Below are 24,608 nucleotides of genomic sequence, written 5' to 3' on the forward strand. Positions count from 1 at the left end.
TCAGCGTTCGAGGGCCGGTGTGCCGTCGCCGTCGCCGCCCAGTTCCGCGACGATGCCGCGGGCCCGGTCCTCGTCCCCGTCCAGGCGGTCGCGCACCAGCCGGACCGCCTCCTCCGAGCGCCCCAGCGCCACCAGGTTGGCCACCCGTGCGCGCAGCTGCGGCGGCAGCTCACCGGGGACGCGCGGGGCGGGCACGTACCCGCCGACCTGCGCCGCGGGCCCCGGGTCCACGGGGGCGGGCGGCTCGTCCGCCTCCAGGCGGGCGGCGACCGCGGCGATGACCCGGCGCAGGGCGTAGGAGCCGCCCGCCAGGACGAGCACCGCGCCCACCAGGGCCACCAGCATGAACAACAGGCTCATGCGGTGCCCCTACCCCGGTTCTCCCCCGGCCACCGGACACGAACGGTCATCATTCGGCCACCTCAGGTGGCGTGCACGTCCTCCGGCAGCAGGGTCCGCAGATCGTCCACCCCGGGCTCGGCCCCGGCCCGCGCGGCCTGTTCGATCCTCCGCGCCTGCCGGGTCAGCGCCTCCTCGAACGCCTTGCGGACCTCGCGGCCGTTGCCGTCGGAGAACCGCTCCTCCTCGGCCCCGAACAGCCGGGCCGCCGCGGCCCGGGTGTCCTCCGGCACCAGGAAGTCGGCGCCCTCCGCCATGCCGACGAGGATCCGCAGCAGCTCGTCGTGCGTGTACGGCGCGAACTCCACCGTGCGGGAGAACCGCGACTCCAGCCCCGGGTTGCTCGCCAGGAACCCGCTCATCTCGCCCGTGTACCCGGCGGCGATCACCACGACCTCGTCGCGGTGGTCCTCCATGAGCTTGAGCAGGGTGTCGACGGCCTCCTGGCCGAAGTCGTGGCCGGAGCCCCCCGGCCGGACCAGCGTGTAGGCCTCGTCGATGAACAGCACCCCGCCGCGCGCCCGGTCGAACACGTCCCGGGTCCTCTGCGCGGTCTGCCCGACGTACGCCCCCACCAGGTCCGCGCGGCCCACCTCCACCACCTGCCCCTGGGCGAGGACGCCCAGGGCCGCCAGCAGCCGCCCGTAGATCCGCGCCACGGTGGTCTTCCCGGTCCCCGGGGGCCCGGCGAAGACCAGGTGCCGCGACGGCAGCACGGCCCCCAGCCCGGCCGCCTGCCGGCGGCGCCCCGCCGAGATGAGGCTCATCAGGTCGGCGACCTCGCCCTTGACCGAGGTCAGCCCGACCATCGACTCCAGCTCGGCCATCAGCCCGTCGACCTGGCCGCCGTCGCGGGGCCCGCCCACCCGCGCGGACAGCCCGGCGTCCACGACGCCCTCCAGGTCCTCCGGGAGGATGCGGCCCAGGTCCTCGGGGCTGTGGAAGTCCCCCTCCACGACCCGGGTCGCCTGGGTCTGCACGACCGCCTCGAACACGCGGCGCGCCTCGCGCCCGTTGCCGAAGGTCTCGTCGCGCTTCTGGGCCCGGAAGTGCGCGGTGACCGCCTCCAGCACGCCCTCGCCGGGGTCGTACCCCTGGGCCCGCGCCATCCCCGCGAAGATCGTGGTGAGCTGCTCGGGCGTGTAGTTCTCGAACTCGATGGTGCGGGCGACCCGCGACCGCAGCCCGGGGTTGGCGTCCAGGAACCCGCGCATCTCGCTGGAGTACCCGGCGAAGACCACGACAACCTCGTCGCGCAGGTCCTCCATGAACTTGATGAGGGTGTCGATGGCCTCCTGGCCGAAGTCGGTCCCGCTGCCGAACCGCCGGGACAGGGCGTAGGCCTCGTCGATGAACAGCACTCCGCCGCGCGCCCGCCCCACGGCGTCGGCGGTGAGCTTGGCGGTCCCGCCCAGGTGCTCGGCTACCAGGTCCGAGCGGGAGACCTCCACGAACTGCCCCTGGGAGAGGACCCCCAGCGAGCGCAGGATGCCCCCGTACAGGCGGGCGACGGTGGTCTTGCCGGTCCCGGGCGGGCCCGAGAAGACCAGGTGCCGCCCCACGTTGAGCGCGGGCAGCCCGGCGGCCTCGCGCTTGGCGCTGGCCCTCTGGAAGTTGACCAGCGTGCGGACCTCCTTCTTGACCCCCTCCAGCCCCACCATCCCGTCCAGTTCCGCGAGCAGCTCCTCCACCGGCGCCGCCTCCCCGACCGGGGCGTCCGGGACCGCGGCCGCCCCGCCCGCCTCGGCGGCGACCCGCACCGTGTCGCCGCCGCGGTTGTTCTCGAACGTGGTGTCCTCGACCTTCACCGCCGCGCCCTCCTCGGCGTCCACGGCCCTGCCCCCGTTGTCGGCGATCGTGCACCGGCGCAGGGTCGCCCGGGAATCCCCGTGGACGTCGACTCCGCTGCCCCCGCACCCGCGCACGGTGGAGTCCTCCAGTACCAGGCGGCCGCCGTCCTGGACGATGGCGCCCCTGTCCCCCGCGTCCGAGACCACTGCCGAACGGAGGGTGAGATCGCCCCCGTCGGCCCAGGCGCCGTACCGGCACGAGGTGCTCTCCAGCCCGTCGATCTCGGCCTGCGCGCCCTCCCCGACGCGGACCGCCCAGGCCTCCAGCCCGCGGAGCCGCAGCCCCTCGGCCCTGTACCTGCCGCCGTCGTCGAAACCGATGCCCCGCACACCCTCCTCCACCGTCACGTCCGCCAGGGTGCCGGTGGAATCGTGGACGCCCACCGCGGTCCCCCACAGCCGCGTGACCGTGAGCCCCCGCACGTCGAAGCCCGACGTGCCGTCGAGGAGCAGTCCGATCGGCTCCTCCGCTCCGGCGGGGGGCTCGCCGAGCTCGATGTCGGACAGCGTCGGCCGTCCCCCGTTCAGGCGGACCGCGACGATACCCGCGCCGGTGACCTTGGAGCGGTGGATCTCGACCCGGGAGTCCACGGTGAGGACGCCGTTGTCCTTCGCCCCCGCGACGGTGAGCCCGGTGGCGGTCAGCGCGCTGTCGGACGAGCAGACCGCGCTGCCGGGCGACCGCGTGACCGTGCAGTCGGTCAGGGTCAGCCCGCCGCCCTCCCACACGTACAGCGAGTCTCCCCCGGGCCGGCCGCCGTCGATCCTGAGCCGGGTGAAGGAGGCCGTGGACCCGCCCAGGACCCGGACCGGATAACCGCTGTCGCCCGTGATCTCCACGTCCGAGAACACGGGTGCGGCCTCCTCCTGGACGCAGACGGCGTTGGTGTTCTCGCTCCCGCCGTCGGTGATCCTGCACTTCTGGATGCGCGGCGAGGCACCGCTGATCAGCAGGGTGTGGCAGGAGGGGTCCCCGCCCTGGAAGGAGACGTCCGACACCGAGAGGGCCCCCTGGCCCTCGATGAACAGGACGGCCCTCTCGAAGCGCGTCCGCGCGACGGCGCCCCCGGACCTCTTCAGGTACAGTCCGGCGTCGCGGAAGACGCACCCCTCGATGTGCAGGGTCGCCCCCTCCGCCTCCACCCGGGCGGTGGAGGCGAAGACGCACTCCTCGGCGCGGAACGCGCCCCCGGGGTGGACGTAGACCGGGGGGAAGTCCGCGGAGGCGTTCCTGACCTCGATGCCGAACAGTTCGAGACGCCCTTCGTGGACGTTGAACACGTTGGTGTCGCCGACGGCGACGGTGACCGTGCCCCGCCCCGCGCTGGGGACGACCATCACGTGCCCGTTCACCCCGAGGACGTGCGGCTCCAGGTAGTACCCCGGGTCCACCTGGAGGTAGAGGTCCTGGTCGGCGAACCGCGGGTCGTTCATCGCGTCGGCGATGCCACGGAAGGCGTTCGGGTCGGACTGCGACACACGGAGCGTGATCATGCGTGGGGCTCCCGGGGGGAGAGGGGACGTGCGCTATGTACCGTAGCGGTCGCGCCTTGCCCGCATCCGTACCCCGGTGACCGGTTCCGGCCGGGCCCGGGGCCCGCCGGAACGGCGAAGGCCCGTCCGGGGGCCGGCCGGGCCTTCGTGCCGAGCCGCCCGTCGGAATCGAACCGACGACCCGGTTCATCACGGGGGCGCCCACGTCATGGGGGACCTCTACGCCGAGTAGGCATTGGTCACCCGAGTGGTCACCTACGCGAAACGCCACCCCGTACCGGGGTGGCGTTCGTGCTGAGCCGCCTGTCGGAATCGAACCGACGACCTATTCATTACGAGTGAATCGCTCTGCCGACTGAGCTAAGGCGGCGCGACGCCGCGCGGTTCCACGCGGCGAGGCGATCACCAGTTTAGCGTCTCCGCGGAGTGCCGGGTACACGGTTTCGGACCCGGCACCCCGCGGGGTCAGGCGCAGGCCATCCCGTCCCGGGGGACCTCCAGGTCGATGAGGTAGGCGTCGACCATGCGGTCCACGCACGCGTCGCCCATGCGGTAGCCGGTGTGGCCGTCGCCGTCCCGGGTGACCAGGAAGCCGGACTCCAGCGCCCCGGCCAGAGCCTCGGCCCAGGCGTAGGGGGTGGCGGAGTCGCGCGTGGTGCCCACCACCATGATCGGCGGGGCGCCCGGCGCGTCCAGCGGGCCGCCGTCGTAGACGGCCTCCTCGGGCCAGAACGCGCACGGCAGCGCGCCCCAGGCCAGGCTCGGCCCGAAGATCGGGGACTCCTCCCCGGCCTCCTCCGCGGCCTCCACGTAGGCCTCGACCCCGCGCGGGCTGGGCGAGTCGGAGCAGTTCACCGCGATGAGGGCGGCCGTGGAGTTCTCGTACTCCTGTGTGTCGCCCCGGCTGTACAGCTCGTCGCCCAGCTGGAGGAGCACGGTGCCGTCGCCGTCGCTCATGGCGTCGTCCAGGCCCTCGCGGACCCGCTCCCACCAGGACTCGGAGTACAGGGCGGCGAGCACGCCCAGTTCGGCGCGGGCCCGGTTGATCTCCCGGTCGTCCATGGAGTTGTGGAGCGGCTCGCGGGCCGTCCGGGCCAGGAACCCGTCGAGGGCCGCCACGCCGTCCTCGACCGAGTCCCCGTTGCCGCCCAGCGGGCAGTCGGTGCGGGTGAGGCAGTCCTCGACGAAGGCGCGCAGCGCGGTCTCGAACCCGGTGGCCTGGGCGACGCTCAGGTCGAGCTGGTCCAGGGTGGGGTCGACGGCGCCGTCGAGCACCAGGGCGCGCACCCGGTCGGGGAACTGCTCGGCGTAGTGGGCGCCGATGTGGGTGCCGTAGGAGGCGCCCAGGTAGGTGAGCTTCTCGTCGCCCAGCAGGGCGCGCAGCACGTCCATGTCGCGGGCGACGTTGACGGTGCCGACGTTGAGCATGAGGTCGGGGGCGTTGGCCTGACAGGCCTCCACGAACTCGCGGCTGCCCTCCTCCATGTCGGCGACCCCGGCCTCGGTCAGCTCGGACATGTCGCCGTCGCCGTCGGCGGACTCGGCCTCGCCGCCGATGAAGTCGTCGAGCTCCTCGGCCGGCAGGCAGGTGATCGGGGTGCTGCGGCCGACCCCGCGCGGGTCGAAGCCCACCAGGTCGAAGCGCTCGCGCACCTGTTCGCTGACGATGAAGGAGGCGTGGTCGACGAAGTCGTACCCCGAGCCGCCGGGGCCGCCCGGGTTGACCAGCAGGGAGCCGATGACGTCGTCGCCGGTGGCGGCCATGCGCTTGACCGCGATCTCGATGCGCTCGCCCTCGGGCTCGTCGTAGTCCAGCGGCACCTCGTACGTGGCGCACTCGGCCTCGGAAGGCCCGCCGTCACAGGGCCCCCAGTCGAGCTCCTGCTCCGCGAGGTCGCCCAGGGCCCCGAGCGATTCGGCCGGCTCCTGCGCCCCTCCCCCCGGTGTCAGCGCCGTACACCCGCTCACCAGGAGCACCGTGCCGGTGAGCGTCACCGCCACCGCTGCCCGCAGCCTCGTCGCCACGTGTTTCCTTCCCGTCGTCCGGTTCCACCGTTGCCTGTGACGGCCGTGCCGCCGTTGCGGTTGCGACGGGGAGGCGGTGCCGTAGGTCGACCGTATCCGCCGGGGGCGTGGAACGGGCACCGCCCCGCGTCCGGCCCGGTGCGGGCGTCAGCCGAGGAGGAGGGCGGAGGTCATGGCCTCCATGGCGATCTGCGGGTGCACGTTGGCGGCGATGCGCTCGCGGCAGTCCATGATGGCGTCGATGCGCCGCAGGGTGGTCTCCGGCGTGCTGGAGCGGGCGACGCGCTCCAGGTCGCCGGAGCGCTCCCCGGTGGAGCGCTCGACGGACGCCCCGAACTGGAGGGTGAGCACGTCGCGGTAGAAGGCGGCCAGGTCCAGCAGGGCGCGGTCGTAGGAGTCGCGCTTGATCCGGGTGGCCCGGCGCTTCTGCCGCTCCTCCAGGTCCTTCATGGCGCCCGCGGATCCCCGCATGGCCTTGGCCACGCCCTTGCCGGTGGAGCCCTCGCCGAAGGCGGCCTTGAGCTCGTCCTTCTCCTTCTCGTCCAGGGCGCTGGTGATCGCCTTGGACTCCGCCTCGGCGATCTCGTAGAGCCGGGCGGCGAAGGTGACGCAGGCGCCGATGCCGTCGAGCCTGGCCGGGATGGACAGCACCTCCTCGCGGCGGCGGCGCGCCTCGGGGTCGGTGGCCAGCTGCCGGGCGCGGTCCACCCGCCCCGCCGAGGCGACGGCGGCGGCCCTGGCCGTGCCCTCGTCCACGTCGCCGGCGCGGGTGAGCGCGCCGACGATCTCGGCGGTGGTGGGGGTGGTGAGGGTGACCAGGCGGCACCGGGAGCGGATGGTGACGAGCAGGTCGTCGGGGGTGGGCGTGCACAGCAGCCACACGGTGCGCGGCGACGGCTCCTCCACCGCCTTGAGCAGGGCGTTGGAGGCCGCCTCGGTGGCGCGCTCGGCGTCCTCGAACAGCACGATCCGGAACCGGCCGCCGGAGGGCTTGGACCCGGCGCGCAGGACCAGCTCGCGGGTGGCGGCGACGCCGAAGCTCAGGCCGCTGGGCCGCACGTACAGCACGTCCGGGTGGGTCCCGGCCAGGGCCTGGTGGCAGGAGTCGCAGTGGCCGCAGCCGCCGTCGCGGCACTGGAGGGCGGCGGCGAAGGCGCGCGCGGCCTCCGAGCGCCCCGAGCCGGGCGGACCGGTGAACAGCCAGGCGTGGGTCATGCCCGTGCCCGCTCCCCCGGCGACCAGGTCGGCGGCGCCGGCCACCGCCCGCCGCAGGTGGTCCACCGCGGCCCGCTGACCGACCAGGTCGTCGAAGACCGTCACACTCCACCCCCGCGTAGAAAGACGTGCCAGGGATCCAGGATAGGAGCCGGGGGCGACGGTCGGGCCGTTTCCACAGGCCCGCCCCGCGGCCGGGAACGCGCGGGGCCCGGAGGCGTGCGCCTCCGGGCCCCGCCCCGCCGCGGCGGGTCAGTCGTTCTTGATGACCGGGATCATCCCGGTGACGGCCTCGGCGCTGCTCGGGACCGGGTCGGGCAGCAGGGCGCGCACCCGCTTCTGGATCTCGCGGGTGATCTTCTCGCGGGGCTCGCGGGAGTCCAGGACCAGGTAGCGGTCCGGGTCCCGGCGGGCCAGGTCGAGGAAGCCCTTGCGGACCCGCTCGTGGAACTCCACGGACTCCGACTCGATGCGGTCGGCCGGGCCGCCCAGCCGGGACAGGCCCTCCTCGGGGCGCACGTCCAGCAGCACCGTCAGGTCGGGGACCAGGCCCTGCACCGCCCACGTGCTGATGTCGGCGATGTCCGACACCGCCAGGTCGCGGCCGGTGCCCTGGTAGGCGAGCAGCGAGTCGGTGTAGCGGTCGCTGATGACCACGGCGCCGCGCTTGAGCGCGGGCAGGATCTCCTGCTGGACGTGGTCGGCCTTGTCGGCGGCGTACAGCAGCACCTCGGCGCGCGGGGTGATGTGGGAGTTCTCGCGGTCCAGCAGCAGGGCGCGCAACCGCATGCCGAGCTTGGTGGCGCCGGGCTGGCGGGTGCTGACCACCTCGAAGCCCTGGTCGCGCAGCCACACCGTGAGTTCGCGGACCTGCGTGGACTTGCCCGCGCCCTCGCCGCCCTCGACGACGATGAACGCGCCGGAGGGGCGCTCGTCCTCGTCGACCGGCTCGGTGATCTCGACGCCGCGCAGCGCCGCGAACAGCTCGGGGAGCAGGCCGGGGCCGGCCTCGGGGTCGTTCCGGTTGACCTGGCGGTGGGCGACCGCGGCGGCGACCACGCCCAGCAGGGCGACCGCCGCCAGCACGACGGCGCTGCCGCGCAGGTCGTAGGTGAGCGGGCCGATCGCCAGGGCCCGGTCGCCGATGAGTCCGGCGGCGACGGGGGCGAGGACCGCCGTCAGCACCAGGGCCAGGCGGGCCGCGCCGTTGAGGTGGGCGTGCACCGCGGTGCGGTGCTCCTCCTCGACCTCGCGGGTGACCACGCCCAGCGCGGTCGCCCAGGACATGCCCGCGGCGACGCCCAGGACCAGGGCCAGGACGGCGGCCAGGACCATGTCGCCGACGGCTCCGGCGAACAGCAGCACGACCGCCGCGATGACGGCGGTGAGCCCGAAGAGCCGGCGGCGGCTGAGCAGCTTGAGGACGCGGGGGCCGGAGACGGCGCCCAGGCCCATGCCGCCCAGGACGGCGGCGAACAGCATGCCGAACCCGGCGTTGCCCGCCTCCAGGCCCTCGGCGTGCAGGCGGCCGACGCCGATGACGGCGCCCACCGCGACGACCGTGGTGATCAGGCCCAGGGACAGGCCGCGCAGCAGCACCGGGTCGCCGGAGCCGCGCGTGCCGCGCGCGACGGACGGCAGGATGCGGGCGTCGCGGGTGGGGCTCTGGGCGTCCTTGGCGGGCCGGTGGCCGGGGATCTGGAGTCCGGCGACGAGCCCGGCGGCGGCCAGGAAGAGCAGCCCGTTGAGGTAGAGCGCGATGTCCGCCTCGGGGGAGGCCAGCGAGGGCACCAGGACGCCGAGCACGTTGCTCACCGAGGCCAGGGCCGCGAACAGCAGTGCGGCCACCGGCGCGGTGCCGTAGGAGGTGAACAGCACCAGGCGGTCGGCCTGGCCCAGCAGCTTGCGGGGCACCAGGTTGGGGATCGCGGAGTCCCGGGCGCCGGTCCACAGCAGCTCGACGATCTCGGCGAGCAGTGCCGCGATGAACAGCCACGGCAGCGCGAACCCGGGGGCCAGCAGGCCCACCACGGGGACCGAGGCGTAGAGCAGGGCCCGCAGGACGTCGCCGCCGACCATGGTCCAGCGGCGGTCCAGCCGGTCCACGAGGGCCCCGACCAGGGGGCTCAGGAGGACGGAGGGCGCGAGTTTGACGGCCAGGACACCGGCGATGGCCAGGTACCGGACCAGGGCCGGGGCGTCGAACGTGAAGATCGCGGCCAGGGAGACCAGAGCCAGGAGGCTCAGCCAATCGCCCAGTCCGGACAGCACGAGCGAGATCCACAGCCTTCGGAAGGGAGTGATCGCGAGGACGTTGTGCGCCTCGGACGGCGCTCCCGGAGATGCAGGTCTGCTCATAGCGCTCAAGGTTATTCGGTGAGGGGGAGGGGAGGAGTGGGCCGTCGTCCGCTGAGGAATTCGGTGGATCGGCGGAAGATCACTTGCGTTTCAGTGTTCCCGTCGGCCACGTCCAGCGTAGTACGGAAGATCATCTGCCAACAGGGGGTACGGCGGGCCCCGGAGTGAACGTGGAGATCGTACCGACCCGCACACCCCGTGTCACACGACGCGGACCGCCCCGGGCCGGAGGTGCTCCGGCGCGGGGCGGTCCGCGTTCGACGGTGTGCGCCGCTCAGGCCTCGTCGGAGGCCTTGGCCGCGGTACGGGGCGTGCCCGTCTTCTTGGCCGGCGCCTTCTTGGCGGCGGTGGTCTTCTTCGCCGCCGTGGTGGTCTTCTTGGCGGTCGTCTTCTTCGCGGGCGCCTTCTTGGCCGCGGGCTTCTTGGCGGGCGCCTTGGCCCGGCGCTCGGCCAGCAGCTCGGCGGCGCGCTCGTCGGTGATGGACTCCACCTCGTCGCCCTTGCGCAGCGAGGCGTTGACCTCCCCGTCGGTGACGTAGGGGCCGAACCGGCCGTCCTTGACGAGCATGACGGCGCCCGACACCGGGTCCTTGCCCAGCTCGCGCAGCGGCGGGGCGGCGGCCCGGCGGCCGCGCTGCTTGGGCTGGGCGAACAGCTCCTTCGCCTCGTCGAGGGTGACCGTGAACATCTGCTCCTCGGAGGCGAGCGAGCGGCTGTCGGTGCCCTTCTTGAGGTAGGGGCCGTAGCGGCCGTTCTGGGCGGTGACCTCGTCGCCGTCGATCACGCCGACCACGCGCGGCAGCGAGAGCAGCCTGATCGCGTCGGCGAGGGTGACGGTGTCCAGGGTCATCGACTTGAGCAGCGAGGAGGTGCGCGGCTTGACGGCCTTGGCCTTCTTGCCCCCGTTCTCCTCGGGCTCCTCGATGACCTCGGTGACGTAGGGGCCGAAGCGCCCGGACTTGGCCACGACGACGTGCCCGGTCTCGGGGTCGGTGCCCAGCTCGCGGTCGCCGCTGGGCTGGGCGAACAGCTCCTCGGCCTTCTCCGGGGTCAGCTCGTCGGGGGCCAGGTCCTCGGGCACGTTGACCCGGACTCCCCCGCGGTCCAGGTAGGGGCCGTAGCGGCCGACCCGGAGCACGATGTCCTCGGTGCCCGGCACCGTCAGGGAGCTGATCTCCTTGGGGTCGATGTCGGCGAGGCGGTCGCCGACCAGTTCCTTCAGGCCGGTCTCCCGGTCCCCTTCGGGGGTGTCGCCGCCGAAGTAGAACCGGCGCAGCCACGGCAGGCTCTCGGCCTCGCCGCGGGCGATGGAGTCGAGCACGTCCTCCAGGCGGGCCGTGAACTCGTAGTCCACCAGGTTGCCGAAGTGCCGCTCCAGCAGCTGCACCACGGCGAACGCCAGGAAGGACGGCACCAGGGCGGTGCCCTTCTTGAACACGTAGCCGCGGTCCAGGATGGTGCCGATGATCGAGGCGTAGGTGGAGGGGCGGCCGATCTCCCGCTCCTCCAGCTCCTTGACCAGGGTCGCCTCGGTGTAGCGGGCCGGCGGGCGGGTGCTGTGCCCCTCGGCGGTCAGGTCGCGCGCGGTGAGCGGGGCGCCCTCGGCCACGGCGGGCAGCCGCCGCTCGCGGTCGTCGAGGTCGGCGGCCGGGTCGTCGGCGCCCTCCACGTAGGCCTTGAGGAAGCCGTGGAAGGTGATGATCTTGCCGGTGGCGTTGAACTCGGCGACCTCGCCGGCCGAGGAGGTGCCCTGCACCTTGACGGTGACGGACTCGCCGACGGCGTCCTTCATCTGGGAGGCGACGGTGCGCTTCCAGATCAGCTCGTAGAGGCGGAGCTCGGGGCCGCTGAGCCCGGTCTGGCTCGGGGTGCGGAACTCGTCGCCGGCCGGGCGGATGGCCTCGTGCGCCTCCTGGGCGTTCTTGACCTTCTTGGCGTAGACGCGGGGGCGCTCGGGCAGGTAGTCGGCGCCGTACAGGCGCTGCACCTGGGAGCGGGCGGCGCGCACCGCGCTGTCCGACAGCGTGGTGCTGTCGGTGCGCATGTAGGTGATGTAGCCGTTCTCGTAGAGCCGCTGGGCGACCTGCATGGTCTGCTTGGCCGACAGCCCCAGCTTGCGCGACGCCTCCTGCTGGAGGGTGGTGGTGCGGAACGGCGCGTACGGCGAGCGGCGGTAGGGCTTGCGCTCCACCGAGGACACGCCGAAGGCGCTGGCGGACAGCCGCTCGGCCAGGCCGCGCGCGGCCGCCTCGTCGAGCTGGCGGACGGCGCGGTCCGGGCGCACGGTGCCCTGGGCGGTGAAGTCGCGGCCCACCGCGATGCGGGTGCCGTCCACGGCGACCAGCGTGGCCGGGAAGTCGGTGGGGTCGCCCGCGGGAATGCCCGCGCCGGAGGCGTCGAAGAGGGCCTTGATGTCCCAGTACTCGGCGGGGGTGAACGCCATCCGCTCGCGCTCGCGCTCGACCACCAGGCGGGTGGCCACGGACTGCACCCGGCCCGCGGAGAGCTTGGGCATGACCTTCTTCCACAGCACGGGGGAGACCTCGTAGCCGTAGAGCCGGTCCAGGATGCGGCGCGTCTCCTGGGCGGTCACCAGCCGGGTGTTGAGGTCGCGCGTGTTGTCGGCGGCGCGCTGGATGGCCTCCTTGGTGATCTCGTTGAACACCATGCGGCGCACCGGGATCCTGGGCTTGAGCTCCTCCAGCAGGTGCCAGGCGATGGCCTCGCCCTCGCGGTCCTCATCGGTGGCGAGCAGGAGCTCGTCGGCGTCGGCCATGAGCTCCTTGAGCTTGCGCACGTGGGACTTCTTGTCGGCGTTGACGACGTAGAGGGGCTCGAAGTCGCCGTCGACGTTGACGCCCAGCCGGGCCCAGGGCTCCCCCTTGTACTTGGCGGGGATCTCCGCGGCCTTGGTGGGCATGTCGCGGATGTGCCCGATGCTGGACTCCACGACGTAACCGCGGCCCAGGTAGCCCGCGATGGTCTTGGCCTTGGCGGGCGACTCGACGATGACGAGGGCGGTCCCCGAGCCCTGTCGTCCGCTGTCCTGCGAGCCGTTCTTGCCGGCGCTGCCCTTGGTGGGTGGCACGTGTTCCCCTACGTCTACGTCTAGCCTCTGCGTGGTCTGTCGGCCGCGGTCCCTCGGCTCCCGTGGAAACCGACGGTAACCGAAACCCCAGGCGTTCCCCCGTCGGTGGGTGGGCGGAGGGACTCCCGTGTACACGGGGCCGTGACCGCGGAGAGCGGGCTCTTCACCCACCGGCAACCGCAGAATAAGCGCTCACCGCACCGCTACCGGCCCGTACCGCGCAGGCCGTGCTCCGGCCGTGCGGGCCCCGGAGCCGCCTCCGGCTCCGGCGATCACCCGGAACACGCCCTCAAAGTGACTTCCATCACACTTCCCGGGGGGTCGGGTGCCCATACCCCCCACAAAGCGGCGAGTCCTCCCGGATATTCCCGGGAGGACTCGACTGTGGTTCCGAGCCCCGGACGGACACCCCCACCCGCCCGCAGTCCACCGCGTTCCTCACGGAACGGGCGCGCGGAGGCGGTCCGTCCTGCTCTCGCCCGAACGACGCACGCGACACCCTGCACGTGCCGCTCCGGGTTCCCGGAGCCCCGACCCGGTCCCCGCCTGTGGTGTTCGGCACCTCGCAGTCCACCGCGTTCCAAACGGAACGAGAGGCCGCGCACCACCGGCGGGGGACGGGTCCGGTCCCCTTTCCCCCGTCCGCGTCGTTACAGGCCCACGCCCACGGCGCCCAGAACCTGGCCGACCGGGTCCACCGGCGCGGCGGGCGCGGGCAGCGTCTCGGCGTGCTCCGGCGCGTGCTCGGCGACCGCCTGCTGGGCGGTCTCGGTCACGGTGTACTCGACGGGCAGCGTCTCGGAGACGGGCACCTCGGGCAGCTGCTCCACCACGGGCAGCGCGTCCAGCGCACCGGACTGGTGCTCGGTGGCGCTCTGGTGCACGACGGCCGCGTCGCTGTCCGTGGAGCTCGCGCCCGCCAGGCCGGCGACCGCGGCGACCGCGTTGCCGGTCACGTTCACGGGGACGTCGCCGTGCACGACGGCCTGGTTGCCGCCGGCCAGCGAGCCGTTGCCGGAGGTCGCGATGTACTCGTGCGACTCCTTGACGACCGCGTCGCTGTCGGTCGCGGCCGCGCCGGCGACGCCGCCCACGGCGCCGACCGCGTTGCCGGCCACGTTGACCGGGACGTCCAGGTGGCCGACCAGCTGGTTGCCGCCCAGCACCGAGCCGTTGCCGGAGGTGGCGATCGACTGGTGCTCGCGGACCGGGGCGGACTGGCGCAGGACGCCGGCGTCCACGCCGGAGGTGTCGGGCAGCAGGCTGGCGTTGCGGGCGGCCTCGCCCACCAGGTCGACCGGGGTGATCTCGGTCTCCGCCGCGTAGTGGTCGCGGCCGACGTGCCCGCCGTGCCCGACGTGTCCGCCGTGCACGTCGTGGACGATGGCGTCCGCGTCGGTGGCCGCCGCACCCGCGACGCCGCCCAGGGCGCCGATCGCGTTGCCCGACACGTTGACGGGGACGTCCAGGTCGCCGACGAGCTGGTTGCCGCCGATCAGGGAGCCGTTGCCGGTGGTCGCGACGTCGGGCTCGCCCTCGCCGTGCCAGGCGTGGCCGTCGTGGTGGACGACCGCGTCGGAGTCGGTGGTGGAGGCGCCGGCGATGCCGCCCACGGCGCCGATCGCGTTGCCGGTCACGTTGACGGGGACGTCCCCGTCGATCACGAGCTGGTTGCCGCCCAGCACCGAGCCGTTGCCCGAGGTGGCGACCTCGTTGTGCTGGTGGTCCACGACGGCGGCGTCGCTGTCGGTGGTGGAGGCCCCGGCGGTGCCCAGGACGGCGCCGACCGCGTTGCCGGTCACGTTGACCGGGACGTCGGCGTTGACGACGGCCTGGTTGCCGCCGAGGACGGACCCGTTGCCGCTGGTGGCGGCGTCGGTGTCGGCGAAGGCGACGCCGCTGCCCAGGGCGACGAAGCCCGCGGCCAGCAGGACGGACTTCGCGGAGGTCCTGGCCCACTTAGACATGTGGGAAGTTCCTTTCAGAAAACGTGCTGATGAGAAGGTGTGTGCTCGGGCCACAGGCCGTTCCACACCCCTGGGTGGGGTACGGGCCTTCGGCCAAGGCCGGGGATCGTCCTCCCGGCTCCGCACCTGGGCGGTGCGTGTCGGTCGGTGCTCGAGGGCTGCGTCGCCGTCCCGTCCGCCGGATGCGGACGGACGCGCGCGCCCCGTCGGTCAGCTCCGCCCTGGTGGGGCGGCGGCTGACGTGAACCCCGCGCACATGGCCTCGGCCGGTGCTACGGGACTCGCGTCAACCCCCGGGCCGCGTCGGCGGCCCGGGAAGCCGTGCGGTCAGATCCGGGAGCGTCGACGGCCCGCGATGACCAGGCCGACCCCGGCGACCGCCGCGGCGATCGCGGCGATGACCAGGCCGGGCAGGCCGGCGGAGCCGGTCAGCGGGAGCCGGGCGTCCGAGGTGTCGGACGGCCGTTCGCCCGCGGTGCTGGAGTCGGACGGTTCGCCGGGGCTCTCACCCTCCTCGGGGCCCTCCGACGGGGACTCGGACGGTCCCTCCGACGGCCCTTCCGACGGGCCTTCGGACGGAGACTCCGACGGCCCCTCGGACGGCCCTTCCGACGGGGACTCGGACGGTCCCTCGGAGGGCGACTCCGACGGTCCCTCCGAGGGCCCCTCGGAGGGGCTCTCCGAAGGCTCCGGCGAGTAGCCCGGGTACCCGGGGTGGCCCTTGTCGCCGTCCCGGTCCGGGCCGCCCCCGGTGCCGGCGTCCCCGCCGGCGCACTGGGCGCCCGCCGCACCGAGGAGGGCCAGGGAGTTGCCGCAGACGTCGACCGGGGCGTCGAGGTCGGCGTGGAGCTGGTTGCCTCCGGCGATCGAGCCGTTGCCGCTGGTGGAGGTGTCGGCCAGGGTGGTCCCGGCCGGGGCCAGTGCCAGGAGGCCCGCGGCGGTCAGTGCCGCGATCCTGGCGTGGGTCCGATGGGTCATCGCGTGTCCTTGTCAGCGAAGAAGGTCGTGATTGCTGCGTGGACCGCGGTCGTTCCGACTCCTGGGGAAGGGGGCCCGAGCGGGGGGCGCCTCCGGGGAGCCAGCGGGTGGGAAGGGGCGCTCAGGGCGCACCGGACCGACCGCGGCGGGTGAAGGCGCGGCTAGTCGGGGGAGAAGGAGGGGTCGTCGGCGGCGTCGCGCACGACGAGGGTGGGGTCGCCGGGCAGGGCGACCCGCTGCACCCGGGGGGCCAGGTGGGCGGCCCGGGGCGTCAGGAACCCGGCGGTACCGGGCGTGGGGAACGACGGCGCGGACGCACCGGTGGCGTCGGCGCCGCTCGGGCCGGTGGAACCGCCCGCGATGAGGCGGATGCGCTCGCCCCGGTCGGTGTCGGCCTCGCCGGAGGCGCCGTCGACGGCGCCCGCGGACGCGTCGGCCGACCCGCCGACGGGCGTGACCAGGCCGAACCCGGGCGCGGTGCGCTCGGCGCGGCCCGCCCGCTCGATCGCCTCGGTGGCGGAGCCGACCGCCCGGTCCACCGCGGGGCGTGCCACCGCGGCGGGGGTGTCGGGGCCGCCGACCAGCGGCAGGTCGGCGGGCATCGTCGCGGTGACGGTGTCGCCGAGGGCGTCCAGGGCGCCGGTGGGCTCGGTGAGTCCGGCGACGCCGCCCACCAGGTCGCCTTCGCGCAGGGCGCCGTCGGCGGAGCCCACCACTTCGCGCCCGGTGGTGGCGACGGAGTCGACCAGCCGACCCGCCCCACGGGCGGTGCCGTCCACGGTGCGGGCGGTGTCCTCGACGACGCGGCCGGTGGAGGTGCCCTCCAGGGCTCCGGAGACCCCGGTCCCGTCGAGGACGGTCTCGGGGAGCTCGGCGGCCTGGGGCACGACGGTGCCGGTCAGGGCGTCGGTGGCGGCCCGGGCGGCGGTGCCGGTGACCCGGACCTCCCCCTCGGCCGAGCGGCCGGCCTCCTCGACGACGCCCTCGGGGCCCAGGACCCGGTCGACGAGCCCGCCGGGGCCGGTCTCGCCATGGGCGACACCCACCCCGGCCAGCCACGCGACGGCCATGATGCCGGACAGGAGCAGCAGGCGGCAGAGGGCACGGTCGCCACGGGCGGCACGGTCGGTCGACACCGACCACTCCCGGCCCGTGAGCACCATGGATGCCCCCTCGTTTCCTGACTGCTGGACGGTCCCGTGCGACGGCGCCGCCCGGATCGGATGCGGTGGGCGCACGGCGGACGTGCCCGAGCCACCACATCGTTGAACTCACAGACACCGTAGCATCACGTTCTGTGACGACGCACGCGAACAAGGGGGCCGCGCCGAGAAGTTCCCGACGCGGCCCGGGGACGAATCACCGCAGGCAGGGGCGGATCATGTCATCCCGATTCCGGCTCGTCCCGGTTTCCGTTCAGCTCATCTCGATGAACCGGTCCAGCACCCGGACCCCGAACCGCAGCCCGTCGATCGGCACCCGCTCGTCCACGCCGTGGAACATGCCGGCGAAGTCCAGCTCCGGGGGCAGCTTGAGCGGCGCGAAACCGAAGTTGCGCACCCCCAGCCGGGAGAAGCTCTTGGCGTCCGTCCCGCCCGACAGGCAGTAGGGGACGGCGCGGGCGCCGGGGTCCTCCGCCAGCAGGGCCGCCGACATGGCGTTCACGAGCCCGCCCTCGAAGGGGGTCTCCACCGCGGGCAGGTGGTGGATGAACTCCCGGCTCACCTTGGGGCCGAGCAGCCGGTCGATCGTGGCGAAGTAGTCGTCCTCGGTGCCGGGCAGGAAGCGCCCGTCCACCTGGGCGGTCGCCTCGCCGGGGATGACGTTCGCCTTGTAGCCGCCGCCGAGCACCGTGGGGTTGAGGGTGTTGCGCAGGGTCGCCCCGATCATCCGGGCGATCGGGCCCAGCCGCGCGACCGTCGCGTCCAGGTCGTTCTCGTCGAAGGGGATCTGGAACTCCTCGCAGATCTCCTCCAGGAACGTGCGCACCGTGGGGGTCAGGTGCACGGGGAACGCGTGCTCCCCCAGCCGGGCGACCGCCGCCGCCAGCTCGGTGACCGCGTTGTCCCGGTTGACCATCGAACCGTGCCCGGCGGTGCCGCGCGCGGTCAGCTTCATCCAGGCGATGCCCTTCTCGGCGGTCTCGATGAGGTAGAGCCGCCGGTCGTCCCTCACCGTGAAGGAGAAGCCGCCGACCTCGCTGATGGCGGCGTCGCAGTCGGCGAAGAGGTCGGGGTGCTCGTCCACCAGGTACTGGGCGCCCCAGGTGCCGCCCGCCTCCTCGTCGGCCAGGAAGGCCAGCACGATGTCGCGCGGCGGGCGCCGCCCCTCCCGCAGCCGCTGCCGCAGCACCGCCAGGACCATCGCGTTCATGTTCTTCATGTCGACCGCGCCGCGGCCCCACACACAGCCGTCCGCGATCTCCCCGGCGAAGGGGTGGTGCGTCCAGTCCTGCGCCGCGGCCGGCACCACGTCCAGGTGGCCGTGGACGAGCAGCGGGGGACGGCTCGGGTCCGCCCCCTCGATCCGCGCCACCACGTTGCTGCGGCCGGGGTGCTTCTCGTAGACCGTCGCCTCCACCCCGACCTCGTCGAGCCTGCCCACCACGTACTCCGCCGCCTTGCGCTCGCCCGGCCCGGAGTGGTCGCCGTAGTTGGAGGTGTCGAAGGCGATGAGCTCCCGGCACAGGTCGACGACCTCGACCTCGGCCGCGCTCAAGCCCTCGGATTCCCGTGTCATCGGACGCTCCTGTTCCACCGTGTCACTGTGCTCGTCGCCCCCGACCCTGTCATGATCACCCCCGGCCCGAAAAGCGGTTCGGGGCACTCCGGAGCTTTGCTATTGTTGACCTGTCAGGCGGCGCTGCCGCCCGATACCACCGGTCCGGGTGGCGGAATAGGTAGACGCGCTAGCTTGAGGTGCTAGTGGCCGTTAAGGCTGTGGGGGTTCAAGTCCCCCCTCGGACACAACGAAGGCCCTGTTCGCAGGGCCTTTTCTCATGTCGGGGCGCGGTTCCCGCGCACGGGCGCGACGGCCCCCCGCGCCGGGCGTGGCATGCTGGCGCCATGGCCGTCGATGTTCGCCCCGCCTCCGTGTTCGAGGACGTGCGGGCCCTGGTGGGACCGAGATCACCCGGCGCCGACGTGTGCTGGTGCCTCAGTTATCGACTCCCGTCCGCGCTCAACAGGGAGCTGCGCGGCCCCGCCCGCGGCGAGTACGTCGCCGGGCTGTGCCGCGCCGAGCCGGCGCCGGGGGTGCTCGCCTACGACGGCGACGAACCCGTCGGCTGGGCCGCGGTGGCGCCGCGCGCGGACACCTCCTTCGCCCGCAGCCGCAGGATCCCGCACGTCGACGACCTCCCCGTGTGGTCGCTGTGGTGCATCCGCGTGCGCCCGGGCCATCGGAAGAAGGGCATCTCGCACGCCCTGATCGCCGGGGCCGTGGAGTTCGCCCGGGCGCACGGCGCGCCCGTGGTCGAGGCCTACCCCCTGGACAACGGCGACGCCCGGGTGGACCTGACGATGGCCTATCCCGGGCTCCGGAGGAACTTCGAGCGCGCCGGGTTCGTCCACGCCGCCGACACCTCCTCGGTCCTGGCCGGCCACCCCCGCGTGCTGATGCGGCGCGACCTGCGCTGACCCGCCGCCGGGGCGCGACACGCCGCGCCCCGGCGGCGACGGCGGACACCCCTCCCCCTTGCATACCCCCCAGGAGTATGTTAAATCTGTTCCCCAGATACCCCAAGGGGGTATCCCGACACGAGGAGGAACCCCATGTGCTCCACCTGTTCCTGTGAGACCGGGACGACCGCCGCCGAGACCCCCGGGGACGCGCGGGTCTACCAGGTCGAGGGAATGACCTGCGGACACTGCGCGAACTCCGTCAGCACCGGGATCGGCGGCGTCGCCGGCGTCACCGGCGTGACGGTCGACCTCGCCGCCGGCACGGTCGCCGTCCAGGGCTCGGGCTTCGACGACGACGCGATCCGCGCGGCCGTCACCGAGGCCGGCTACCGGTTCGCGGGCGTCTGACGGAACCCCCACGGTCCCGCCCCGCCCGACCACTCCAGCTCCACCCCTCGATGGTCCGCCGCGAGGCGGGACCGTGATCAGGAGACAGCAGCATGTCAACGCCACAAGCCGATCCCCGCCGCTGGTGGGCACTCCTGGTGCTCGCCGGCGCGCAGTTCATGGTCATCATGGACACCTCGATCATCGGGGTCGCCCTGCCCGAGATGCAGCGCGACCTCGGCTTCTCCCCCAGCTCCCTGCAATGGGTCTTCAACGCCTACGTCATCGCCTTCGGCGGTCTGCTGCTCCTGGGAGGGCGCCTGTCCGACCTGCTCGGCGCGCGCCGGGTGTTCACCGCGGGCTGGGTCACCCTCATCGCCGGGTCCGTCCTGGCCGCCGCGGCCGAGACGGCCTGGGTCGAACTCCTGGGCCGCGCGGTCCAGGGCGCGGGCGGAGCGCTGATCGCGCCGTCGGCGATGACCCTGCTGATGATGATCTTCGCCCACGACACCGGCGAGCGCACCAAGGCGCTGGCCTTCTACGGCGCGGCCGCCCCGGCGGGCGGCACGGCCGGCGTCTTCCTCGGCGGCGCCATCACCGAATGGCTGAGCTGGCCGTGGCTGTTCCTCCTCTACATCCCCATCGGACTGGCCTCCCTGGCCGCCGTCCCGGCCCTGCTGCCGGCGGTGAGCGGACGCGGCGGATCGGTCGACCTCCTGGGCGCCGTCTCGGCCACCGGCGGCCTGGCCCTGGCGGTGTTCGGCATCGTCCAGGCCTCCGAACAGGGCTGGACCTCCGCGGCCACGCTGCTCGGCCTCGTCGGCGGAGCGGTCCTCCTGGGGGTCTTCGTCGTCAGCCAGCGCCTGGTCCGCGCCCCGCTGATGCCCCTGGGCGTCTGGCGCACCCCCGGCCTGCTGGCCGGGAACGTGGCGATCACCCTGCTGGGGGCCGCGTGGATCCCGATGTGGTACTTCCTCAACCTCTACCTCCAGCAGGTCCTGGGGTACGGGGCCTTCCCCAGCGGCGCGGCCCTGCTGCCGATGACGCTGCTGATGATGCTCCTCATGACCACCGTCACCGGCCGGCTCATCGGCCGCTTCGGCCTCAAGCCGCTGATCGTGACGGGCCTGCTGGTCCTGGCCGCCGGCCTGGGCCTGCTCTCCCTGGCCCGCCCCGGGGGCGCCTACCTCGTCGACGTCCTGCCCGGCTCCCTGATCGCGGCCCTGGGCATGTCGCTGGTGTTCATCCCGGCCACGATCGCCTCCATCAGCGGGGCGCGCCCGGAGGAGGCGGGGCTGGCCTCGGGCATCGTCAACACCACCTACCAGGTAGGTTCCGCCCTGGGCCTGGCGGCCATGACCGCCGTCGCCACCGCGTGGGGGGCCGACCGGCTCGGCGACCCGGCCGCGCTGACCGACGGCTTCCAGGCCGCGTTCATCGGGGCCGGAGCGGTGGCCGTGGCGGGTGCGGTGCTCGGGTTCGCCCTCATGCGCCCGCAGGGACCGGCCGCGGCCCGGTCCGAGGAGGGGGAGGCCGCCGGGACGGGCGCCTGACCCGTCACCCGCGGCGAGCCGGGCGGCCCGAGGAGGGGCCGCCCGGCTCCGCCGTGTCCACGGATTCGAGGACACACGTCACAGTGGCACCACCCCGGGGACTTGTATACCCTGGGGGGGTATGGTATTTCTTGAGTTGTCGCCGACGAACTCCCCCATGGAGGGCTCCGGCGCACACCGCTCGAAGCATCCGGCCACAGAGGAAGGAAAGGACCGACGATGAACGTCCCCGCCAAGCTCGGGCTCTACGGACTGGGCCTCGCCGTGGCCTTCGCCGGAGCGATGGGGGCCGGCGGCCTGGTGGGCCCCCTGCTCCCGGACACCACCGAGGCGAGCGAGCACACCGGCCACGACGGCACCACCGGCACCGACGCCACCACCGACGAGGAGACTTCCATGAACGGCGCGCACTCCACCCCCTCCGGCCTCCAGATCTCCCAGGACGGCTACACGCTCACCCCGGTCCGGACCCCCGACCGGGCGGGCGAGGAGGAGACCCTCTCGTTCCGCATCCTGGGCCCCGACGGCGAGCCCGTGACCGGGTTCGAGGAGTCGCACGACAAGCGCATGCACCTGATCGTGGTCGGCCGCGACATGAGCGGATACCGGCACGTGCACCCGGAGATGGCCGAAGACGGCACCTGGAGCGTCCCGCTGGAGGTGGATACCCCCGGGGCCTACCGGATGTTCGCCGACTTCGTCCCGCAGGAGCACGGGAGCGGCCTCACCCTCGGCGCGGACCTCACCGTCCCCGGCGACCACGAGCCGCAGGACCTCCCCGCCGCCGAGCGGACCGCCGAGGTGGACGGCTACACCGTCACCCTCGACGGCGACCTCGTCCCCGGGCGGACCAACCCGCTGACCCTCACCGTCACCCGCGACGGCGAGAAGGTCACCGACCTAGAGCCCTACCTCGGCGCCTACGGCCACCTCGTGGCGCTGCGCGCCGGCGACCTCGCCTACCTGCACGTCCACCCGGAGGGCGAGCCCGGCGACGGTGTGACCGAGCCCGGGCCCGAGATCACCTTCCAGGCCATGGTGCCCTCCGTCGGCGACTACCGGCTCTTCCTCGACTTCAAGCACGGCGGCGAGGTGCGGACCGCGGAGTTCACCGTGACCGCCGACGGCACCGTCACCGCGGAGGAGCACACGGACCAGGAGAGCCACGCGCCGCACTCCCACTGACCGTGACGACGCCCCCCTGCCGCGCACCCCCACGACCTCAAGGAGCAACGATGAACACCGGAACCGGAGACGTCAGAGAGTCCGGAGAGCGGATCGAGCTGGCGATCGGCGGCATGACCTGCGCCTCCTGCGCGAGCCGCATCGAGAAGCGCCTCAACCGGCTCGACGGCGTCACCGCCACCGTCAACTACGCCACCGAGACGGCGCGCGTGGTCTTCGACGGTGACCCGGTGCCCGCCGAGGAGCTGATCGCCCAGGTCGAGAAGGCCGGGTACACCGCCGAGGTGCCCCGCTCCGCCGACGCCGCCGCCGACGACGGCGCGGCGGAGGCCGCGGACCCGACCCGCCCGTTGCGCGACCGCCTCATCGTCAGCGCCCTGCTGTCGGTGCCGGTCATCGCGATGGCGATGGCCCCCGCGCTCCAGTTCACCTACTGGCAGTGGGCCTCGCTCGTCCTCGCGGCGCCCGTGCTCGTCTGGGGCGCGCTGCCCTTCCACATCGCCGCCTGGAAGAACCTCAAGCTCGGCGCGGCCACCATGGACACCCTGGTGTCCATGGGCACGATCGCCGCCTTCGCCTGGTCCCTGTACGCGCTGTTCTTCGGCACCGCGGGCGAGCCGGGCATGACGCACCCGTTCGAGCTCACCATCGCCCGCACCGACGGCTCCGCCAACATCTACCTGGAGGTCGCCGCCGGGGTCACCACCTTCATCCTGGCCGGGCGCTACTTCGAGGCCCGGTCCAAGCGCCGGGCCGGCGCCGCCCTGCGCGCCCTGCTCGAACTCGGCGCCAAGGACGTCACCGTGCTGCGCGACGGCGCCGAGCAGCGGATCCCCACCGCCGACCTGACCGAGGGCGACCTGTTCATCGTCCGGCCCGGTGAGAAGGTCGCCACCGACGGGACCGTGGAGGAGGGCACCTCCGCCGTCGACATGAGCATGCTCACCGGCGAGTCCGTGCCGGTCGAGGTCGGCCCCGGCGACGCCGTGGTGGGTGCCACGGTCAACGCCGGCGGACGCCTGGTCGTGCGCGCCTCCCGCGTCGGATCCGACACACAGCTCGCCCAGATGGCCCGCCTGGTCGAGGACGCGCAGAACGGCAAGGCCGAGGTCCAGCGCCTGGCCGACCGGATCTCGGGCGTCTTCGTCCCCATCGTCATCGCCCTGGCGGCCGTGACCCTCGGCTTCTGGATCGGTACCGGCGGATCGGTGGCGGCGGCGTTCACCGCGGCGGTCGCGGTGCTCATCATCGCCTGCCCCTGCGCCCTGGGCCTGGCCACCCCGACCGCGCTGCTGGTCGGCACCGGGCGCGGCGCCCAGCTCGGCATCCTCATCAAGGGCCCGGAGGTCCTGGAGACCACCCGCGGCATCGACACGGTCGTGCTGGACAAGACCGGCACCGTCACCACCGGCCGGATGACGCTCACCGACGTGTTCACCGCCCCCGGCCAGAGCGAGGACGAGGTGCTGCGGCTGGCCGGGGCCCTGGAGAACGCCTCCGAGCACCCCATCGCCCAGGCCATCGCCAAGGCCGCCCTCGCCCGTACCGGCGGGCTCGGGCAGGTCGAGGACTTCGCCAACGTCGAGGGACAGGGCGTCCAGGGCATCGTCGACGGCCACGCCGTCCTGGTCGGCCGCACCTCGCTGCTCGCCGAGTGGTCGCAGGAGCTGCCCGCCGAACTGGCGAGCGCCAAGGCCGCCGCGGAGGCCGCGGGCGGGACCGCCGTGGCCGTCGGCTGGGACGGCGCGGCCCGCGCGGTGCTGGTCGTGTCCGACGCGATCAAGCCCACCAGCGCCCAGGCCATCGAGCAGTTCCGCGCCCTGGGTCTGACCCCGATCCTGTTGACCGGTGACAACGAGGCCGTGGCCCGGACGGTGGCCGACGAGGTGGGTATCGAGGAGGTCATCGCCGAGGTCATGCCCCGGGACAAGGTCGCCGTGGTCGAACGCCTCCAGGCCGAGGGGCGCACCGTGGCCATGGTCGGAGATGGCGTCAACGACGCCGCAGCCCTGGCCCGCGCCGACCTGGGCCTGGCCATGGGCACCGGCACCGACGTCGCCATCGAGGCATCCGACCTCACCCTCGTGCGCGGCGACCTGCGCGCGGCCGCCGACGCCATCCGGCTCTCCCGCCGCACCCTCAACACCATCAAGGGCAACCTCTTCTGGGCCTTCGCCTACAACGTGGCGGCACTGCCCCTGGCCGCCGCGGGACTGCTCAACCCGATGATCGCGGGAGCGGCCATGGCGTTCTCCAGTGTCTTCGTCATCAGCAACAGCCTCCGGCTGCGCGGTTTCGCGCCGCTGAAGGGCAACGAGGACACACCCGACGCCTCCGCGCTCCCCGCCTCCGGCCGCCGGGAGTCCTCCTCCCTCGCGGCCTGAGCCGCCGCACACGCCCGGTGCCCCGGACCCGCCGGTCCGGGGCACCGCGCCGCTCCGGCGGTCGTTCTTCTGAGGTGCGGCGGGGGCGGGCCCGGGGCCCCG

15 protein-coding genes and 2 tRNA genes are annotated in these 24,608 nt (G+C 73.6%); 6 read left to right on the forward strand and 11 right to left on the reverse strand.

Translation table 11 applies throughout. The features are described from left to right. The 11 genes from K1J57_RS06225 to K1J57_RS06275 all read right to left on the reverse strand — a co-directional run bounded on the left by K1J57_RS06225 (window position 1) and on the right by K1J57_RS06275 (window position 18,113). The gene (locus K1J57_RS06225) at window positions 1-360 is read right to left on the reverse strand and encodes a hypothetical protein (protein WP_220563516.1); all 360 of its coding nucleotides are present in this window, start codon (window positions 358-360) and stop codon (window positions 1-3) included. A 62-nt stretch (window positions 361-422) separates the two neighbouring features. Continuing rightward, a complete protein-coding gene (locus tag K1J57_RS06230) occupies window positions 423-3,743 on the reverse strand; it encodes an AAA family ATPase (protein WP_220563517.1) in 3,321 nt (1,106 codons plus the stop codon). A gap of 297 nt (window positions 3,744-4,040) precedes the next feature. Then, window positions 4,041-4,113, reverse strand: a tRNA-Thr gene (locus tag K1J57_RS06235). Between the two features lie 95 nt (window positions 4,114-4,208). Then, a complete protein-coding gene (locus K1J57_RS06240) occupies window positions 4,209-5,768 on the reverse strand; it encodes an alpha/beta hydrolase (RefSeq protein WP_370634602.1) in 1,560 nt (519 codons plus the stop codon). Between the two features lie 147 nt (window positions 5,769-5,915). Next, window positions 5,916-7,088 (reverse strand): DNA polymerase III subunit delta', encoded by a 1,173-nt coding sequence (locus K1J57_RS06245; RefSeq protein ID WP_220563518.1) that lies wholly within the window; start codon window positions 7,086-7,088, stop codon window positions 5,916-5,918. Between the two features lie 147 nt (window positions 7,089-7,235). Next, window positions 7,236-9,341 (reverse strand): dTMP kinase, encoded by a 2,106-nt coding sequence (gene tmk, locus K1J57_RS06250; RefSeq protein WP_220563519.1) that lies wholly within the window; start codon window positions 9,339-9,341, stop codon window positions 7,236-7,238. 274 nt (window positions 9,342-9,615) lie between these two features. Beyond that, entirely contained in the window at window positions 9,616-12,429 is a 2,814-nt protein-coding gene (gene topA / locus K1J57_RS06255) for a type I DNA topoisomerase (protein ID WP_220563520.1), read from the reverse strand. 650 nt (window positions 12,430-13,079) lie between these two features. Further along, window positions 13,080-14,396 (reverse strand): hypothetical protein, encoded by a 1,317-nt coding sequence (locus tag K1J57_RS06260; RefSeq protein WP_220563521.1) that lies wholly within the window; start codon window positions 14,394-14,396, stop codon window positions 13,080-13,082. A 327-nt stretch (window positions 14,397-14,723) separates the two neighbouring features. After that, window positions 14,724-15,374, reverse strand: coding sequence for a chaplin family protein (locus K1J57_RS06265; RefSeq protein WP_220563522.1), 651 nt, complete (start codon window positions 15,372-15,374; stop codon window positions 14,724-14,726). A 161-nt stretch (window positions 15,375-15,535) separates the two neighbouring features. Then, complete coding sequence (locus K1J57_RS06270; protein ID WP_220563523.1) at window positions 15,536-16,537, reverse strand: hypothetical protein; 1,002 nt, start codon at window positions 16,535-16,537, stop codon at window positions 15,536-15,538. Between the two features lie 253 nt (window positions 16,538-16,790). After that, entirely contained in the window at window positions 16,791-18,113 is a 1,323-nt protein-coding gene (locus K1J57_RS06275) for a M20/M25/M40 family metallo-hydrolase (RefSeq protein ID WP_220563524.1), read from the reverse strand. Window positions 18,114-18,255: 142 nt separating this feature from the next. Here K1J57_RS06275 and K1J57_RS06280 point away from each other — a divergent pair. From K1J57_RS06280 to K1J57_RS06305, 6 genes are all read left to right on the forward strand, one after another. Next, a tRNA-Leu gene (locus tag K1J57_RS06280) sits at window positions 18,256-18,340 on the forward strand. A 99-nt stretch (window positions 18,341-18,439) separates the two neighbouring features. Next, entirely contained in the window at window positions 18,440-19,012 is a 573-nt protein-coding gene (locus K1J57_RS06285) for a GNAT family N-acetyltransferase (protein WP_220563525.1), read from the forward strand. A 135-nt stretch (window positions 19,013-19,147) separates the two neighbouring features. Next, window positions 19,148-19,405 carry a heavy-metal-associated domain-containing protein gene (locus tag K1J57_RS06290; protein ID WP_220563526.1) on the forward strand — a complete coding sequence of 86 codons (258 nt, stop codon included), beginning with the start codon at window positions 19,148-19,150 and terminating at the stop codon, window positions 19,403-19,405. Window positions 19,406-19,497: 92 nt separating this feature from the next. After that, window positions 19,498-20,937 carry an MFS transporter gene (locus K1J57_RS06295; RefSeq protein WP_220563527.1) on the forward strand — a complete coding sequence of 480 codons (1,440 nt, stop codon included), beginning with the start codon at window positions 19,498-19,500 and terminating at the stop codon, window positions 20,935-20,937. Between the two features lie 219 nt (window positions 20,938-21,156). Next, on the forward strand, window positions 21,157-22,122 hold the full coding sequence (locus K1J57_RS06300; RefSeq protein WP_220563528.1) for a hypothetical protein: 966 nt from the start codon (window positions 21,157-21,159) through the stop codon (window positions 22,120-22,122). Between the two features lie 50 nt (window positions 22,123-22,172). Continuing rightward, window positions 22,173-24,506 carry a cation-translocating P-type ATPase gene (locus K1J57_RS06305; RefSeq protein WP_220563529.1) on the forward strand — a complete coding sequence of 778 codons (2,334 nt, stop codon included), beginning with the start codon at window positions 22,173-22,175 and terminating at the stop codon, window positions 24,504-24,506. Window positions 24,507-24,608: the final 102 nt, after the last annotated feature.

This window comes from Nocardiopsis sp. MT53 (assembly GCF_019598965.1).
GTDB lineage: Bacteria > Actinomycetota > Actinomycetes > Streptosporangiales > Streptosporangiaceae > Nocardiopsis > Nocardiopsis changdeensis.

What these genes read in the sequence shown, in the direction of transcription:
- K1J57_RS06225 (WP_220563516.1), bottom strand. Translation starts at nt 360, where the DNA reads ATGAGCCTGTTGTTCATGCTGGTGGCCCTGGTGGGCGCGGTGCTCGTC.
- K1J57_RS06230 (WP_220563517.1), bottom strand. Translation starts at nt 3,743, where the DNA reads ATGATCACGCTCCGTGTGTCGCAGTCCGACCCGAACGCCTTCCGTGGC.
- tmk (WP_220563519.1), bottom strand. Translation starts at nt 9,341, where the DNA reads ATGAGCAGACCTGCATCTCCGGGAGCGCCGTCCGAGGCGCACAACGTC.
- K1J57_RS06260 (WP_220563521.1), bottom strand. Translation starts at nt 14,396, where the DNA reads ATGTCTAAGTGGGCCAGGACCTCCGCGAAGTCCGTCCTGCTGGCCGCG.
- K1J57_RS06265 (WP_220563522.1), bottom strand. Translation starts at nt 15,374, where the DNA reads ATGACCCATCGGACCCACGCCAGGATCGCGGCACTGACCGCCGCGGGC.
- K1J57_RS06270 (WP_220563523.1), bottom strand. Translation starts at nt 16,537, where the DNA reads ATGGTGCTCACGGGCCGGGAGTGGTCGGTGTCGACCGACCGTGCCGCC.
- K1J57_RS06275 (WP_220563524.1), bottom strand. Translation starts at nt 18,113, where the DNA reads ATGACACGGGAATCCGAGGGCTTGAGCGCGGCCGAGGTCGAGGTCGTC.
- K1J57_RS06285 (WP_220563525.1), top strand. Translation starts at nt 18,440, where the DNA reads ATGGCCGTCGATGTTCGCCCCGCCTCCGTGTTCGAGGACGTGCGGGCC.
- K1J57_RS06290 (WP_220563526.1), top strand. Translation starts at nt 19,148, where the DNA reads ATGTGCTCCACCTGTTCCTGTGAGACCGGGACGACCGCCGCCGAGACC.
- K1J57_RS06295 (WP_220563527.1), top strand. Translation starts at nt 19,498, where the DNA reads ATGTCAACGCCACAAGCCGATCCCCGCCGCTGGTGGGCACTCCTGGTG.
- K1J57_RS06300 (WP_220563528.1), top strand. Translation starts at nt 21,157, where the DNA reads ATGAACGTCCCCGCCAAGCTCGGGCTCTACGGACTGGGCCTCGCCGTG.
- K1J57_RS06305 (WP_220563529.1), top strand. Translation starts at nt 22,173, where the DNA reads ATGAACACCGGAACCGGAGACGTCAGAGAGTCCGGAGAGCGGATCGAG.